Genomic DNA, 16,138 nt, shown 5'->3' with positions numbered 1-16,138 from the left:
CACCAGCGCGCACAGGCGGCCGAACAGCGGGTCGACGACGGGGCCGATGTGCTCCGGCCCGAAGCTCTCCGCCACGGCGGACAGCTGTGCGACCCCGGACCGCGACCGCTGCCGACCCCTTGACGGCCTGGGCGAACTCAGTGTCCACCCGCTCCTTGATGGGGTCGGCCGTCGACGTGCACGTCCGGGTCGATGACCACGCCGATGTGATCGCCGGGGCGGACCAAGTGGCGGTGGAGGTCGTGGCGGCGGTAGCGGCCGCGGTGGGTTGTCGCGGCGGGCTCGCTGCTGTCGGTGCCGGGGTGGATGCCGTCGCCGGGGTCGCTGGTGGGGGTGTCGTGGGCGGTGGTGACGGTGGTGCCCTCGGGTGTGGGGGTGATTCCGAGGGTGTCGTGGCCGTTGGTGGCGAGCTGCTGGCCGGCCGGTGCCGGGGTGTCGGGGCCGGCGGCGTGGGCGGCCGGGGCGGCGGCGAGCAGCAGGGCGGCGGCGGTGGCTCCCAGGGCCAGGCGGACGCGGTGGCGCATGTGGGGCTTCCTCTCGGTGCTGGGCCGCGTCGGGCACGTCGCGGCCGGCCGGAGTCCTCTCCGGCCGGGGCGTCGTGCCCGCCGTGGCGGTGCGTATGACGATCAGTGGTGCGGGGCCGCTCGAAGGACCGCCTGGATCTCGCGCCGCCTTCCGTCGGCGGGCCGAGCCCGCCGGATGGGGATCGGCTCCCGCCGGCCTGGATCGGCGGTCAGGGCGCGCGGAGGTGGAGGCGGGGGCGCGGGCGGGGGTGGCGGGGGTCAGGCGGTGCGGTTGAGGGTGATGTGGGAGGTCCCGATGAGGCCGGGGATGCGGGTGACGGTGGGTGCCTTGGTTCCGGGGATGGTGCCGCAGACGGCGGGGTCGCTGACGAACTCCCCGCCGGGGGCGTACCAGGCGACGTCTCCGACCCCGGCGTAGTTCGCGACCTCGTACGTGCCGGTGAGGACGTAGGCACTCTGGTTGCTCTCCTCCTCGGTGCGCACGACCAGGCCCTCGCTGAAGGTCGCCGTGACGTCGATGGTCTCGCCGGAGAGGTAGTAGGTCCCGGTGAAGACGCCGATGTAGTCCTCGGCTTCACCGCCGCAGGTGTCCGGCACCGCGGCGCTGGCGGTGTCGGCGAAGGCGGCGGGGCCCACGCACAGGGCGAGGGCGACGCAGGCACTGGCGGCGCGGCGGCGGATCCTGAGGGCTGACATCGGTCTCTCCCGTGGGGTGTGGTCGGATCGGGGAGCACGTCGTGTGGTCCACAAAACGATCGTGCGCACAAAGAGAACCGCTGCCCGGGTTCAGTCAGCCGTGCACGACTCGCGGATCTGCCCCGGACGGGTGCGCCCGTGGGCACCGGCGGCGGCCGGTCGGGCGGTACCGCGACCGGTCGTTCATCGAGCCTGAGCAGCGGGCAGCCACGACCGGCAGGGCACCGCACCCTCCCCCTGACGGGCCGGACGGCCTCGGGCCGGCGGAGACGACCGCCCCTGGCACAAGCCGTTCGGATCTCCGTCACCGTGACGGAACTCCGAACGGCTTCGTCGCACCACTAAGACCAGACAAGCGCCTGACCAGGCAAAACAGGTTCAGAAACGGGTACTGAGGCGCGGGCGTGGTCGAGGGCGTCGTCGATCGCCTCGCACAGCACCGGCAGCGCCTGGTCGAAGTCGCCGAGCACGGTGATCGGGGCGTCGGCTGCGACCGCGCCGACGGCGACCAGGGCGACGCGCTCGGCCGCAGTGAGGTGCTGGCGGGCGGCGGGCAGCACCACCATGTGCCGCACGCCCACCGTCAGCTCGTAGTGGGCCTCGACGTCGACCTCGCCCTCCCCGGCCGGGTCGATACCTCCCATCACCTCGGCCACCGTGTCCGCCAGGGCGGCCAGCTCCCGCCGGGCGTCCGGCCACCGGCCACCGAGCGAGCGGATCCACCCTGCCGCGAGCTCCCCGGCCACCGCGGCCTGCTCCAGCGCCGCCTGCTCCTCCCCGGTCAGGGCCGTGCCCTCCTCCGGCACCGGGCCGAGCGGGGTCTGCTGCGGCTGCCCGTCGAGGGGCCACTCGGACATCGGCGGCAGCGCGTTCGTCGTCATGACCGGTGAACTCGTTCAGCGGCGGCCTGGTCACGGGCGACCGGCCAGCGGCTCTGCGCGGTTGACCGTAACGGGTCGCCGACCACGGACCTTTGCGGCGAACACCGGACGCCGCACTTCTCCCGCAAGGGGTGCAGTGCGGAGTGCGCGCGGCTGCGCACCGCACCCCGCACCGGCCTTGCTCGGAGTCCGCAGGCCAGGTCAGCGGCGCGTGTTGTCGCAGGTCAGGGGAGTGCGTGCGGGTGCGCAGTGGGTCAGTCGAGGTCGGCGGAGGCGAGGTGGACGGCGAGGACCAGGTGCGGGACGGCGGCCAGGCACAGCTCGGCCGCGGTCGACGGATCGCCAGCGGTGCGGGCGTCCTGGAGGACGAGCAGGCCGGCCACGATCCGCTCGTCCACCGCCGCGTCCAGCACCTCCCCGGTGGTGAACTCGCCGTCTGTCGCGAGCTGCATTGCGAGGGCGGCCGCGGCGGCCGGATCCTCCATCCACCACTCGGCGACCTCGAACCCGGCGGCGACCACCTCCATCGCCGCGCCCTGCTCCGGCGTCGGCACCGCCACCCCGCCGTCGACGAACGGCCCGGCTTCTCCGGCCTGGCCGTTGCCGGAGGTGAGGTCCTGCGCGGTGGCCACCGCCACCCGTGCCGCGAAGGTGCGCACCGCCTCGAGCTGCTCCTGGGCGACGGCGCCGGGCCAGCGGGCGGCGTCTTCGGAGCGGGCCACATCCAGCACGGTGGCCGCCGTCAGGCTGAGCCGGACGTAGAGCAGGCCCGGGGCGACGTCGACGGACTGCTCCCCGGGCGGGGCGGCGGCGATCGGCCGGTAGATCTCCCCGGCAGCTTCCGCACACGCGCCGATCAGGTCGGTGAGGGAGGCGATCAGGCGGGCGTGGCGGCGCCGGCGGGTGGGCCGCTCCAAGCTGGAGGTCGTGGTCACCCACGCAGTGTGCCGCCCGGCCCCGGCCGCCGGGCCGGTTTCGCACTACCGGTCCGCCCCGGCGCCCGCCGTGCTACACCGCCTCGCTCTGGTCAGCCGTGGTGGCCGGGGGCCGCGGCCTCCACGGCTTCGAGAAGGCGGGCGTGGACGGCGGCCGCTGCCTCGCGGGTGACCGGGTCCGGGTCCTCCAGCTGCGGGGCGATCAGCTCGAGGGCGGCCGCGAGGACCGGCACCGGCACGGTGGCGGCGCGCAGGTGCAGCAGCTGGTTGGCGGCCCGGGCGCCGGGGGAGGTGGCGGTGCGGGCGGTGGGGATCAGGGCGCTGATGCCCCGGAGCTGGTTGGTCACCGTCGTCATTCTCCCGGCCCGGGCCGGCGCCTGCCGCCACCGTCGCTCGCTGTGGCCGGCTCAGGTGCTCTCGTGCTCGCGACGGGCGTGAGTGAGACAGCACAGCGCGTCGGTCAGGCCCTGCCCGACGAAGCCGAGTACTCGGGGGTCGCTGCCGTTGAGGGCGGCGTGCAGAGAGCGGTCGGCGGCGTAGAGAGCGTGGGCTGCCGTCTCCGCGAGTACACCCATCGGCTTCTCGTACGGGGCGATGGTGCCGTCGGGGAGAGCGTCCCGTCCGAGGTGGGTCGGGGCATGGGCGAGCACCTGGTCGTGGGGGGCGAGCTCGCCATCCGACCAGGCGTTGGTGAGCAGGTACCGTGCCTGCCGGATCAGTGCCGCAGCCTCGACGATCGGGTCGCGGCGGCGGGCCGGTGCGGTGACGGTCCCCATCAGAGGTGGCCCTCCTGGTATCGGTACTGGTGGCGTCGTGGCAGCCCTGTGCGTCGAAGGCCGCCGCAGCGGGCACGCGCCGCGCACCGCCCCGATCCTTCCAGGTCCAGCCCGCCGACCCGGCCGTTGGCAAGAGCAGTCGAGGCGTGTCGTCCGGGACGGCGAGTCCCCGCACCGCACAAGCGCCGCGGCCGTGGTCTCGGCGCGGGGCCGTAGTGCGGCGACCGCCCGCTCGCTGCACCCGATGTGCAGCGACCGTGCGCTCGCTGCACTTGATCCGTGTACAGAGTGCAGCGCACCGCGCATGAGCGCACCCCGCCCGGCGCTGCACCCGTCGGGCTGTGCGGTGAGCGCTCATGCGCGGTGCGACGAGCGCTCACGCCTTTACGTGATGAGCGCTCCGGCTCTGCGCAGCGCTCACCGCCCGCCGGTATCGCCCCGGGGCGAAAAGGCGCTAGCCGTGAGCGCTAGCATCCGGGCATGACTTTCTCCCCGGGGGTTAATCAGGCAGTTTCTGAGCCGATGCTGTTCGGCGGGCCGGCCTGCGCGCAGTGCGGCACCGAGCTCCCGCCGCCTGCGGGGTCGGGCCGGCCGAAGAAGTACTGCACGAAGGCGTGCTCGAAGCGGGCCGAGCGGGCCAGGGAAGCCGAGCGGGTCGAGCAGCTGAAGGCCGACCTGAAGGCAGCCGAATCGCCCCGGGAGGAAATCGACCCCCTCCACGGCCTGGCCGACGACCCAGCCGCCGCCGAGCTCCTCGTGCTGGCCGAGCAGCTGGCCCGGGCCGACCGCCTGCTGCTGCTCCAGATGGACCGCGCCACCCGCGACCGTGATCCGGCCCTTGCCCGCCAAGCGCTCACCGACGTGCAGCACTCCGCCTACGCGGTGATGCAGCGCCACCGCGAGCTGGTGGAGCAGCTGCGCGCCGAGCACCCGCTGCTGCTCGCTGAGGTGGTCCCGCCCGCCGCCGTACCGGCCGAATCTCCCCGGCGGGAAACCACGGCCACTGTCGGCGCCTCCTCAGGGACGGTTGTCCCGCGCCCGCCACAGCCGGCTCTCCCGTACCCGGCCGCCACCGCCCCGCAGGCGCCGGGAGGTGCGGCGGGCGGATCTCCCCGGGGAGAAACGGCCACCGTCCAAGGCGCTTTCCCGGCCGCCACCGAGACCACCCCGGAGCCCGTTGCCCCCCGGGGAGAAACGACGTCCCTCCCGGAACCGGCCCCACGCGGCTTTGCAGCGCCCCGGGGGGAAACGGCGGCCACCGCGAGTACGGCCGTGCCCGCTGCCGTCCGGCCGACCACGGCCGCCTCGGTCTTCACGGTGCCGCACCCTGATGACACCGACCTGCAGCCCGATGCGGTGCTGCGCGCCACCGCCGACCCGGTCCTCAACTACGGCCCGCCCGACCTCACCGCCGACCTCGCGGCGTCCTTCGGCCCGGGCTGGACATCGTCGTCCTGGTCCGCGCCGGGGGCCGGCCGCATCCGCCAGCTCCACCAGCACGGTGTGCGGGCCGGCTGGGCCGCACTGCTCCCGGAAGGACGCTGGGGCTGTGGCGGCTGGATCGCGGTGCTGCTGCTCGCCGACGGCCGCGCCGAACCGCTCCTCGACCCGGACGGGCGCCCGCACACCTTCGACGACCAGGACCAGGCCCTCGCCGCCGTGTACGCCGGGCGGCTCACCCCGCCGGCTACCGCCGCCCGCACCCCGGACCCGGACCGGCCGCAGCCGCGCACCGGCGGGTGGATCGGCCCGCGCGTGCCGGAGCCGGGAACGGTGAAGGTGCCGCGCGACCCGCGCCGCCGCGGCCTGCCCGACAGCATGGACGTTCACATCCCCCTCGACCCGGCGCTCTTCGGCTACGCCTGGGAACTCTGCGGCTGGACGGTGCAGCCGGACGTGATGCTGGTTCTCGGCGAGGGCCAGCAGGTCGGCTGGGTCGAGCGCGGCCTGGACGGCGGCGACGGCTGGGTCGCCGTCTACGAGGGCTACTTCCTCGGCGACCCGACCACCCAGCAGGCCCTGCTGCACGACACCCCGGAGCTCGCGGCCCGCAGCATCCTCCAAGCCCACATCCACGACCTCTGAGCCCGCTGTCGGGGAGTGTCCGCCGGGCCTAGGGCGACGGACCGCCTTGCCGTCACCCGGCGGGCCGGAACTTGGTGAGGCACACCCCGCACAGCAGCGGCCCCTGCTCAAGGGCGAACGGCGTGATCTGGAGCCGCCTGGGAGGTGCGCACTCCGCACACACGACCGCGAACCGGCTGCCCGAGCGGGGACTACGCGGGGTCGCGGTCGACTGGACGACCGCTTCGAGTTGGGCAGCCGCAGCCGCGTCCAGGAGCGAGATCACCTCGCTCCACCGTGCGGCTTCGGTGTCACCGAGACGGCAGTCGGTCATCCCCACCACTGGAGTCGCCCGCCGAGGCGGGGTGAGGCCCAGATCGCGAGCGATGCGAACGAAATGCTTGTTGTGCCAGCGGTAGCCGCTGCTCACCTCCTTCACGCCGCGCCGACGGGCGATACCGTGCGCGGCATGGTGCAGCAGCGCCTGCAAGGTAGCCCTGCCTCCGTGGCAAAGGACAGCGGGTGAGACCTGGAGTTCTACGGTCAAGGTGCCGTCGCGGGTGAACTCCCGGCCTGTGCGGAGCGTTGCGCAACGGGTCGGGTCCGCGGCCGGGCCGCCCGCGGTGGCGACCGCGAGGTGTGGGACGTCGGGGTGGCGTCGCCGGATCTCCTGCCAGGCGGTTTCCACGGTGCTGATGATGACTGCTCCGTGGACGAGGGCCGTGGTTGCCGGCTCGTCGACTGCGGCAGGGGGGAGGTTCGTCATACCGGGTGAACCCGCATGGCTGCCACGCGGTTACGGCTCGCGTCCGTACCGGCCCGGCCCGCACCCGTCCCCGCCCCGCTGACCTGCGGTGGGGAGTTTGCGCACCCCCGCTGACCTGGGCTGGTGAGTTTCACTGTCCGGCCGGTGAGTTTCCGATCCGAAGGCGGTGAGTTCCGCTTCCGGGCTCGGTGAGTTTGCCCGGCCCGGGCGGCCACCGGGCGGTGAGTTCCCGGCATCTGCCCAGTTCAGGGGCTGGTTAGAACGGCACTGGGCCGTTCTCACCAGCCTCGCCGCTGCTCTCGGCCCGGCCCGGCACGCTGTCACACCTTCGAGCGGCTTCCCGCCGCTGCGGCCGGGAAGGCTCCTGCGGTGACAGACACCGACCTGCTCTTCCAGCCCGGCACCACCGTGGTGCGCCGCGACGTCCACGCGGGGCGGGTGTGGACCGCGATGCCGCAGCGGGTGGTCGCCGACACCGGCCACCAGCTGACCCTGGCCTACTGGCCGGGGATCGAGAGCCTGGCCCCGACGACCTGGATCACCTCCACCCGTACCGGCGACGACGTCACCCGCAAGCAGGGCCTGGAGGACCTGGCGGCCGGCACCTGGACGCTCGGCCGCCACCGCTGGACCGGCACCGCCCTGCTGAGCCACTTCCTGGCCGGGGAGTGGTTCTCGATCCACTGCTTCCAGGACGCCGCCACCGGCGACCCGCTCCGCTGGTACGTGAACTTCGAGAAGCCCTACCAGCGCCACCCCGGCGGCATCGACACCCTCGACCTGTGCCTGGACCTGGTCGTCACCCCCGACCTGACCGGCCACCACTGGAAGGACCGCGAAGAGTACGCCCAGCTGCGCCGCCTCGGCGTGATCGACGACTACCTCCACCGCCAGGTCGAGCAGGCCAAGGGCCGGGCGATCGCCATGCTCGACAACCGCACCGGCCCCTTCGCGAGCGGTTGGCCCACCTGGGAACCAGACGACACGTGGCCGCTGCCGACGCTGCCCGACGACGCCGACGACCCGGCCACCGGCCGGTGACCCCGCCGGCCCCGACCCGGGTCTGCGCGGCGCTCCTCTACGACCACCGCCTCGCCCTGATCCGCCGCGAGCGCCCCGACGGCCTCCAGCACTCCCTACCCGGAGGCCTCCTCGAGGCAGGGGAAGACCCGGCTACCGCGCTGCGCCGCGAGCTCCTCGAGGAGCTGGGCCTCGACCTGGACGACCTGCCCGAGTCGCCGGTGCTGCGCTTCGTCCAGGAGCAGGAGACCGAGCGGCCCGGCGAGGCCGGGCTCTTCCGGCGGCGGCACCTGGTCTTCACCGCCCACCTGACCGACCGGCTCCGGAGCACGGTGGCGGCCGCCGAGCAGGACGACCCCGGCCGGGCGCTGGTGCAGTGGATCCCGCTCGCCGACGCGGCCGGCCTCCACCTCTACCCAGCTGTGGGCCCCGTTCTTCACCGGGCTGCCGAGCCCGCTGCGGGCCCGGTGGTGCTGGCGCCGATGACGAGTGCCTCCTACCGGTGGCGCTGACGGCGGTGCTCACCTTGATGGCCACCCCAGCGCCGGGCTGGACACCTTGATACCCGCCCTGGGCCCTGCTGCTCACCTTGATGGTCTTCCAAGGTATCGAAGGAAAACCTTGGAAGGCAGATCACGGAAAGATAACGCCGCAGGTCAAAGGATTGGTGAGTGGTGCCGGACACCTTGATGGCCGCCCCGGGAGTACCGGGGCGGCCATCAAGGTGGGCGCGGGCCGGTCAGTCGGTCCGGCCGGCGGGGTTGAGCTCGCGGAGGCCGACGGGGTCGGCCTGGTGGTCGGCCAGCGGGTACCAGACGTCCCCGTTCGGTCCGTACCGCTGGAGGTCCTCCAGGCTGGCGGCGGCGGCCGGGACAACCTTGAGCATCTTGGTGATGTGCCGCTCCTGGGCGTGCATCCGCAGGCCGCCGAGGCGGTTGTCGAAGCCGGTGCGGCCGGTGCCGGTGAGGACGAACAGCAGCCGCGGGAACCGGACGTACCGGCGCTCCCACAGCGGCACCCGGCCGCCCTGCACGTCCTCGATGCTGCCCGGCCGCATCCCGGCCGGGAGGGTCTTCGCCGACCAGTACCGGGTGTAGGTGTGCAGCTTCGAGGACAGCCGCTCGGTGCCCATCGTGCCGCGGTCGACCTCGACGAAGGCCCGCAGCTGCACCATCCCGTAGTCGGGATCGCGCACCCCGTAGTACAGCAGGCCGTCCGGGCGGACCGATCCGTCGCGGCCTTCGGCGAAGCGGTGGGTGATCTCCGGGATGAAGTCGAACGGGCCGTAGCTGTCCCCGCGCTCGCGGGCGTCGGACAGGAACGCCAGGTGCGTGGTCACCACGGCCAGCTGGTGCCACAGCGTGTACTTGAACGCCGTCGCGTCCCCCGGCAGGCGCGGCGCCGGGACCTGGGCCAGCTCGGGGAAGGCGGCCGCGATCCGGGCGCCGTGTTCGGTCAGGAACCAGCCCTTGGTCTTCCCGGACTGCGGCAGCACCAGCTCCGCCACCAGACCCTCGTCCCGCAGCCGCCGCAGCTGGCCCCGCATCTTCTCGATGCTCCGATCCGGGGCGTGCAGCTGCCGCAGCTGCACGGCGGTGGCGATCCGGAACTGGAACAGCGAGGCCAGCACGGCCCAGGCGATCTCCGCCTCCCGGGCCTCGCTGTCCGGCTCGGCACCGGTCCGCGCCCGGCTCCTGGCCGTCGTGCTCGTCGCCCTGGTGGTGCTCGTCGTATCCGTCGTCATCATGGTGCCCTTCGGCGGGCGCGGGGCTTGGTGCCCCGCGCGGTCGCCGAAGGAAACCCCGCACACCTTGGCGGATCCCTTGGCGATCCAACCTCCTGCGGCAACGATCACGTCACGGCCCCGACCAAGGTGTCCTCCAACCTTGATGGGACACCTTGATGATGGTCCTCCAATCTTGGAGGTGACCCCGGCACCTTGCCGACTTCCTGCCCTACGGGGAGTTCCGTTCTCGATGTATTTAAGCGTCGACGCTCGTAGGCTCCTCGGACCAGCAGACGAGTACATAGGAGGTCCGGTGTCGGAAGCACCGAACTTGCGCGCAATGCTTGCCGCGACCCAGGCACGGCTGCAGTTTTCGTTGCAACAGGCGCGAACGACCTACCAGCACCGTGGCCTTCGGGGCGAAGCCGTCGAGGTGGAGGCCCGCCAGTTTCTCGAAGACCACCTCCCGCGCTCCGTTGATGTCGGCAATGGGGAAGTGATCGATCAGGCGGACACCCGATCGGGGCAGATGGACATCGTCATCAGCAATGAGTACCAGCCGTTCCGGGCTGGCCGGGATGAGTCGGGCCTCTTCCTGGTGGAAGGGGTCTCGGCAGCGGGCGAAGCGAAGTCCTTGTTGACGACGAAGTCCCTCGATGAGGCGATCAGCATCGGGACAAGGTTCAAGGCACTGCGCTCTTCGTACCGAGAAGGCGACCAGCGACGAAGCCACCGGGGGGACTCCGGACGCTTCTACGTGTGTCCTCCGTACTTTGTTCTCGCCTTCGACAGCAACATTGCCCCGCAGACCCTGATCGACCGGCTCGCCCAGGCTTCGCGCGTCAACGCCCCGAACGGGGATGGTCCTGCGCTTGCCCCAGTGGATGCCGTCTTCGTCCTGGGGCGCGGCTGGGCAATGGACTACGACAACGGGCAGGGTCCCTTTCAATGGGTGCCCAATGAGGGCCCCTACGCTGGCCAGCGTGTCCCGGGATGGATCTGGCACGAAGGCGCTGCTGTGCTGATCAATCTCCTCATGTGGCTAGACCTCGTCATGCCCCGCGTGGCTAGAGGTGGACCGATCATCAAGCACTACCTGGAAGAGGAATTGTCGGGATGGGGAACCGGACTGCTTCCGACCCCGACCGACTCGTGAGACGGAGCTCTACAGCTCCCAGGCCCCGCACCGGCTTCGGGACGGGTCCCCGAGCGGCTGCCAGATGGCGGCGTTCGGGCCGTGCTCCTCGAGGTCGGCCAGGCGAGCCGCGCCGGCCGGGATGTTCATCAGCACCAGCATCCGGGTGACCATCGGGTGGCTGGCGGCCATCGCCTGGAGGTCGCGCATCCGCTGACCCGCGGCCCGCTCGCCGGTGTCGGCCAGGACGAACAGCAGCCTCGGGAACACCGGATACCGCTGCTGCCAGGCCGGTACCACGCTCTGCGAGTGGGAGGTGCGCCGCAGGTGGGCCGGGACCGGGTGGTGCTCGTGGAAGCGGGCGTAGGCGATCAGCTTCGAAGCCAGCTGCTCGCTGGCCATGGTGCCGCGGTCGACCTCGACGAACGCCCGGCGCAGATGACGGGGCGGCCCGGCCTGCACGTAGTGCAGCCGCCCGTCGGGGATCACCGCCCCGTCCTTGCCCTCGCCGAAGCGGTGGTAGACCTCCGGCAGGAAGTCCAGCGGCGCGCACTCGTCCCCCGCCGCCCGGGCACCGGCCACGAAGGCGACATGTGTGCGCACGACCGCCAGGACGTGGCCCACCCGCAGCCGCGCCGCGGTCTTGTCCTCGGGGAGCGGCGGGGAGGAGACGCCCTCCAGCTCGGGGAAGGTCGCGGCGATCCGCACTGCGTGCTCGGTCAGGAACCATGCCCGCAGCTTCCCGGCCTGCGGGAGGACGACGCTCTCCACCAGGCCCTCCTTGTTCAACCGCCGGAGCCGCTTGCGCATCTGCTCCGGCCCGGCGTCCGGGGTGTGCAGGACGCGCAGCTGCTCGGCGGTGGCCATGCGGAACTGGAACAGCGAGGCGATCACGTCGTGGTCGATCTCGGGCGGCGTTGCCATCACGGACTCCTCGGGTCGGTGCCCGCCGCCCTGGTGGCAGCGGGTACCGCATGGAAGCCCGCGCCTCTCACCGGTTTTCTCACCAGGAGAGGCCTCTACGGTCACGATCCGACAACAGGCGCGCCAACCGGCCCGGCAACCGGTGGTGAGAACCCGTCCGCCAACCGGCGGACCACCGACCTGCCCGCCGCGCCCCGTGTCCGGACAAAGTCGCATGTCAGGGCGGGTGCCGGAGGGCTGGAAAGGTCGAACTCACCACCCCGACAACCCTCCCTTCCTTCTTCTTTGTCTTTGTAGTTGTTGTTGTAGGGGCAGTTGTCGTTGGCAGGGCGGGTTGACCCTGCCGGGGGCCTTCTTCTTCTCGCGTCCGGCTGGGGCCGGCCGCGCGTGGTGGTGGGCGGCGCGGCGCGCGGGCGGCCTTGGAGGGCCGCTGGAGGGGACGGAGACGGCTCTGCTCGCCGCGTTCCTCGGAGACGGCGGGCAGAGCGGCCACAGGCCCCCCGGAGCGCTCCAGCGGACAGGACGGCCGGGCGAGTCGGGGCCGGAGGGCGAAAACGGTGTGAACCGCAACGGGTGTGGTCGGCGGATCGCTACTCTTTCGGCAGTCCATTCCACAAGGAGCAGGGGGTGCCGTGTCGAGTCGGATGCGGATTGTCATCGGCACGGCGGTTCTGGCAGCAGCTGGCGTGCTCGCGAAGGCCGTTGCGGGGCGGCCCAGCACGATGACTAGCCAGCCGGACGGACCGCCTCCCAGAACCCTGACACCAGCAGAGCGCGAGTTCGAGGCCATCGTGTACGACGTCGCGGCGGGCATCTATGGGATGAGGATCATCTCCGTGCAGGGGTTCAGCGTCGAAGCGGAGTTCCGGAGCAACTCCGGTCGGAGTAGCTGGCCCGCATACTTCTGGTTCGACAGCGAGACGGGCGAGGCCAGTGGAACCTTCCCCCACCTGAGTGCGGGAGCGCCCCGACGGTTCGCCCGGGAAGTCGAACGGCGGCTCCGGGGTCAGGCAGCCAGCTGGTAGTTGGCTGCCTCGGGTGTTAGAGGCCCGGACTCGGTTAGTTCCTGCGGCCGAGCTAAGCCGATCGGCGCCGGTTGAGGCTGAGCGCGGCGAGCCGGTTGAGCTGGTCGCTGGTCGGTTTGGCCCAGCGGGTCTTGGCGCTGGAGATCCACCTCCGACTGTGCCGCTCTCGTCGTCGGCCTGCTTCGCTCGCCCGGCCCCAGCTCGTACATCCCCTGTTGGGCCCGGTTCGCCAGCTCGTCCGGGTGCTGGGCTCCGAGCCGGGTGGTTACGTCACGTTGTGGGTGTGACGGAACGCTGCGGGGCTGGATGCCGGGTTCTTTCACTGTGACCTTGTCGCGTTCCGGCTGCTGGTTCGGCTTTTGGTAGACCAATCTGGCTTGTCGACGGTTGTGGGTCGGGCGGTCTGAGGCTCTGCGGGCCGGTCGGGTTTTGGTGACTGCTGGTTGTCGATGACGCCGGGTGGTCAGGGTGTTCCTGGGGTCGGTGGGGCGGCCGGGGGCCGGGCCGCGCTCCGGGCTGTTTCTGGAATTGACGGTCCGTCGGGAATGCCATCGGGTTCCGCGCTTGAGTTCCTGTCGGATTCGAGTGGAATTGATTCCGGTCGGAGCCGGTTCGATGGGCTTGGATTCGCGCGGGGAGCTGGCCGGAGTCCCGTGGTCCGTGCCATCGGTCGGGTGCCGACTTTCCGGCGGTCGCAGGTTGCGTCTTGTGAGTGGTTTTGTGGAGTGCCTCGTGGAGTGTCTTTTCAGTGGCCTTGTGGGGTTTCTTGTGGGCACCTGGCGACCCGTCAAGCCGGGGCATCATCACAGGTCAGACCCCCTGCCCAGGGTCTGGTTAATTCCGGCAACCCCTGTCCTTCCCGTGTCTTTGGGTAGTTGGTAGTTGGTCGGTTGGGCTTTGGCACCTGCGGTGTGCTGTTGGGTTTTTGGTGTGCGTCCGGCGTAGCCGTCCGCGCTCGCCAGGGCCGCCTCCGCCGTCCGGCTTGCCCGGCTCGGTCGTCTCCGGGGCCGGCCGGGCTGCGCAACTGGTCGTCCTTGCCGCCCTGCCGGGCTGCGCCTGGCCGTCGTCCTGGTGGCTGTGGTGGCGGTGAGGCCGCTGCTCCTGGCCGAGATCGCCAAGCGCGAGCTCCTGATGGCGGCAAGGCGGCTGAGCCGGTTTATACGAGACCTCGACGAGGGGCACTGTCCTGTTGCCTGAGTGGTGCTGGTGCCGCAATTCCATTGCGGTACCAGGGTGTTTCGCACTTTTCGTCATTGAAACTCCGCAGATACATACCCAGTGTGAGGATCTGCGGGTCGGCCGTCTGGCCGGTGGGCGTTGGCGGGTCCGCTGTGGGGATGTCGTACGACCCTGCCGTCATGGTGGCTGCGGGGCGGGACCCGAAGGGGGAGCTGTGGATCGGAACCGTGCCGCGCGGTGGTGGGTGCGAGCGGGTCGGTGGGGGCGGAAGAACGCCGCGCTGCTCGGGGTCGCGGTCAGTGCCGCTGGGATCGTCGTTCAGGCTCTGACCAGCAGGTAGGCGAAGTCCGGGATGGTGGGTGCCGGCTGTTCCTAGAGGCGGACCTGCCGGGTGGTCGTCTGCTGGCCGCGCTGGTTGCTGCCAGACCAGGCCGGGCCGGGCGGTCGCCGTCCTCGGCGGGCCCCTGCCGCTCCGTCAGGGGCTGCTGGCCTCCAGTGGCCGCAGGCCGTCGCCCCGGCCTGCTCGCCACCGCCCCGGTGCCGCAGGCACCAGGGCCTGTCACCGGCCCGCTGGCGGGCCGTTAGGCCCCGCCCCTCGGCCACCCACTGTGGGGCTGTCAGGTCGGCACCCCCAGCGGCCGCAGGCCGCCCGCGCTGGAGGCGCCGGGTGGACCAGGAGGGCTGGGGTTGTGGTGTCTGGCTGCGCGCAGTTCTGCTGGTCCTGGCTTCGTGGTCGGTATGGCAGCTGCTCGGCTGCTCTCCGGTGGCGGGCCCGGCCGCCAGGAGCGGCCTGGCCGTCGCCGTCCCGCCGGCCTTGCCGGGCCGGGTCGTCCTGCCACCGGCCCGCCACCGCCCCTGCCCGCTACCGCCGTGGTGCCGCAGGCACCCGGACCCCGCCGTAGGCCTGCCTCCGGCCAGTCGTCGGCCGCCCCTAAGTGGTCCTCGGGCCGGCACCTCACCTCGTATGGCGGTGGTGCGTCCGGTTCCGGCATCGGCTGCTTGCTGGTGCCCCTGGCGGTATGTGGCGCGCCGTCGGGGCCGTGGTGCGTGGTGTGGGGTGGGCCGGTGCGGCAGAGAGGTCGAGCCTCTGCCGCACCGACCCGGATTCGTCAACCGCAGAGGATCCAAACGTCCTCCCAGTAGCCGTCGGAGACGGCTTCAACGTGGACGCACACTCCGGGCGCGTAGACGTTGACGGGACCGGCGTAGTACTTGTAGTTCGCCCGGTCCCATCCGCTGTCGTCGTACTGGCTCGAAAGCCGGATGCCTGTATCCCAGGCAACTCCGTAGCCAGAGCCGGAATGGGTTACCTTTCCGCAGTTTGTACCCGTGGATCCGTTCCAGTATACGTCGATTCGAGAATTCCCGAGCGGCGTTCCCCACTTCCACGTTCCACTGCAGCTGCTAGCCGCCTGCGCAGATCCGACCCCGAGAACTGTTCCACTGCCAGCGATCGCCAGCACCGATATAAGAGCGGCGATTTTTCGTGCGATCATCATATCCCCCAGACGTGATTTAGATTACCATGAATCGAGGAACTAGCTTGTCATGGTCGCCCCAATATACGAAGCAGCCAATGGCGGGACAACTTCCCCGGAGCGATTGGCCAAATCCCGCTCAAGGGCGTCTTGAAAGGCAGGGGGGCATTCCCAAGATCGTTAATTTGAAGGTGGGGGAGAGCTGCCGATCTTGCACCGCAGGCGGCCCTGCCCGCGCTGCCCCCGCGCGTCGCCAGCTCCGCGCCGCGGGGCGCCGTCCCGCCCGCGGCCCCGTCCGCTCCCGCCGCCTTGCTGCTTCCGGCCCTTGGGGAGAGGGCGCCGGCTGCTGGGTGCGTGCTTCGGGTTGGGTGGAAGTCTCTACACCTCTTGCATCCCGGCCCCGCGCCCCGCCCGCCGCCACCGGCCCCCGCCCTGTCCGCTCCCGTGGGCTGCTCCCCGTCCGCTCCCGGTCTGCTGCGGAGCCCGCCAGGGCGCCGCCCAGCCTCTTCCTCCTCCTGGAGGCCGCAGGCCGACCGACGGGCCGCCACAGGGGCCGCAGAGCCCCCGCTCCCCGCCGCTGCGCCCCGGGCCGGTATCGGGCCGGTGGCTCTCTACCGACAATTCGCGGGATATCGTGAACGGAGCCGCTCCGGATTCCGCCGTCCCGTCAGGGATGGCCCTCCTACCGGCAATTCGCGCCACATCGTCAACGCCTTGGTCGGACACCCCGTCAGGGGTGGCCCTGCTACCGGCGATTCACGCCACATCGTTAACGCGCCCGGCCGCAGGCCGGAACGGGCCTCATGGCGGGCCGCAGGCCCGTGCCGCTTTGACGCCGATCACCCGCCGAGTTGAGGCCCCGTCAGGGGCCGCCCCCGTCAAGCCAATTCGCCATCGGCGAATTTGCCCCCGCCACCCACCCACCCCCGGCCCGGCTCGCGCAGCTTGGGGGCGGTGTACACATCGATCTCGCCGCCAACCTCGACGACCGTACGGTCGCCGACAGTGC

At 71.6% G+C, this 16,138-nt stretch carries 15 protein-coding genes and 1 pseudogene; 5 read left to right on the top strand and 11 right to left on the bottom strand.

The window, feature by feature from the left end; genetic code table 11:
• Window positions 1-137 precede the first annotated feature (137 nt).
• The 6 genes from ACWEPF_RS37880 to ACWEPF_RS37855 form a co-directional block, all read right to left on the bottom strand.
• Window positions 138-524, bottom strand: a complete 387-nt coding sequence (locus ACWEPF_RS37880; RefSeq protein WP_452176211.1) for a hypothetical protein — start codon at window positions 522-524, stop codon at window positions 138-140.
• Between the two features lie 258 nt (window positions 525-782).
• Window positions 783-1,220, bottom strand: coding sequence for a hypothetical protein (locus ACWEPF_RS37875; protein ID WP_452176210.1), 438 nt, complete (start codon window positions 1,218-1,220; stop codon window positions 783-785).
• A 341-nt stretch (window positions 1,221-1,561) separates the two neighbouring features.
• Window positions 1,562-2,101, bottom strand: coding sequence for a hypothetical protein (locus ACWEPF_RS37870; RefSeq protein WP_452176209.1), 540 nt, complete (start codon window positions 2,099-2,101; stop codon window positions 1,562-1,564).
• Between the two features lie 254 nt (window positions 2,102-2,355).
• Window positions 2,356-3,036: a hypothetical protein gene (locus ACWEPF_RS37865; RefSeq protein WP_452176208.1), complete on the bottom strand. Its 681-nt coding sequence runs from the start codon at window positions 3,034-3,036 to the stop codon at window positions 2,356-2,358.
• A gap of 92 nt (window positions 3,037-3,128) precedes the next feature.
• The gene (locus ACWEPF_RS37860) at window positions 3,129-3,383 is read right to left on the bottom strand and encodes a hypothetical protein (RefSeq protein WP_452176207.1); all 255 of its coding nucleotides are present in this window, start codon (window positions 3,381-3,383) and stop codon (window positions 3,129-3,131) included.
• A gap of 60 nt (window positions 3,384-3,443) precedes the next feature.
• Window positions 3,444-3,812, bottom strand: coding sequence for a hypothetical protein (locus tag ACWEPF_RS37855; protein ID WP_452176206.1), 369 nt, complete (start codon window positions 3,810-3,812; stop codon window positions 3,444-3,446).
• 522 nt (window positions 3,813-4,334) lie between these two features.
• Between ACWEPF_RS37855 and ACWEPF_RS37850 the strand changes: the two genes are divergently transcribed.
• Entirely contained in the window at window positions 4,335-5,897 is a 1,563-nt protein-coding gene (locus ACWEPF_RS37850) for a hypothetical protein (RefSeq protein ID WP_452176205.1), read from the top strand.
• 52 nt (window positions 5,898-5,949) lie between these two features.
• Here ACWEPF_RS37850 and ACWEPF_RS37845 read toward each other — a convergent pair whose 3' ends face one another.
• Window positions 5,950-6,564 carry a hypothetical protein gene (locus tag ACWEPF_RS37845; protein WP_452176204.1) on the bottom strand — a complete coding sequence of 205 codons (615 nt, stop codon included), beginning with the start codon at window positions 6,562-6,564 and terminating at the stop codon, window positions 5,950-5,952.
• 447 nt (window positions 6,565-7,011) lie between these two features.
• Here ACWEPF_RS37845 and ACWEPF_RS37840 point away from each other — a divergent pair, with 447 nt between their 5' ends.
• Both ACWEPF_RS37840 and ACWEPF_RS37835 read left to right on the top strand, forming a co-directional pair.
• Window positions 7,012-7,683 carry a DUF402 domain-containing protein gene (locus ACWEPF_RS37840; protein WP_452176203.1) on the top strand — a complete coding sequence of 224 codons (672 nt, stop codon included), beginning with the start codon at window positions 7,012-7,014 and terminating at the stop codon, window positions 7,681-7,683.
• Window positions 7,680-8,174, top strand: coding sequence for an NUDIX domain-containing protein (locus ACWEPF_RS37835; RefSeq protein WP_452176202.1), 495 nt, complete (start codon window positions 7,680-7,682; stop codon window positions 8,172-8,174). Before ACWEPF_RS37840 ends, ACWEPF_RS37835 begins: the two co-directional genes overlap by 4 nt.
• Before the next feature lie 227 nt (window positions 8,175-8,401).
• Here ACWEPF_RS37835 and ACWEPF_RS37830 read toward each other — a convergent pair whose 3' ends face one another.
• Window positions 8,402-9,406, bottom strand: coding sequence for a replication-relaxation family protein (locus ACWEPF_RS37830; RefSeq protein WP_452176201.1), 1,005 nt, complete (start codon window positions 9,404-9,406; stop codon window positions 8,402-8,404).
• Window positions 9,407-9,701: 295 nt separating this feature from the next.
• On the opposite strand from ACWEPF_RS37830, the gene ACWEPF_RS37825 reads away from it, so the two are divergent.
• A complete protein-coding gene (locus tag ACWEPF_RS37825; RefSeq protein WP_452176200.1) occupies window positions 9,702-10,544 on the top strand; it encodes a DUF6602 domain-containing protein in 843 nt (280 codons plus the stop codon).
• A 9-nt stretch (window positions 10,545-10,553) separates the two neighbouring features.
• Here ACWEPF_RS37825 and ACWEPF_RS37820 read toward each other — a convergent pair whose 3' ends face one another.
• Complete coding sequence (locus tag ACWEPF_RS37820) at window positions 10,554-11,447, bottom strand: replication-relaxation family protein (protein ID WP_452176199.1); 894 nt, start codon at window positions 11,445-11,447, stop codon at window positions 10,554-10,556.
• A gap of 632 nt (window positions 11,448-12,079) precedes the next feature.
• On the opposite strand from ACWEPF_RS37820, the gene ACWEPF_RS37815 reads away from it, so the two are divergent.
• The gene (locus ACWEPF_RS37815) at window positions 12,080-12,472 is read left to right on the top strand and encodes a hypothetical protein (protein ID WP_452176198.1); all 393 of its coding nucleotides are present in this window, start codon (window positions 12,080-12,082) and stop codon (window positions 12,470-12,472) included.
• 2,288 nt (window positions 12,473-14,760) lie between these two features.
• On the opposite strand, the gene ACWEPF_RS37810 is transcribed toward ACWEPF_RS37815, so the two are convergent.
• Together ACWEPF_RS37810 and ACWEPF_RS37805 are read right to left on the bottom strand one after the other, a co-directional pair.
• Window positions 14,761-15,150, bottom strand: a complete 390-nt coding sequence (locus ACWEPF_RS37810) for a hypothetical protein (protein WP_452176197.1) — start codon at window positions 15,148-15,150, stop codon at window positions 14,761-14,763.
• Window positions 15,151-16,064: 914 nt separating this feature from the next.
• A pseudogene (locus tag ACWEPF_RS37805) lies at window positions 16,065-16,138 on the bottom strand (anti-sigma B factor antagonist); the annotation flags it as partial.

It is taken from the genome of Kitasatospora sp. NPDC004289 (assembly GCF_053602875.1).
The sequence above is the reverse complement of the archived record's forward strand: the minus strand, read 5'-3'. Positions and strand labels throughout refer to the sequence as shown.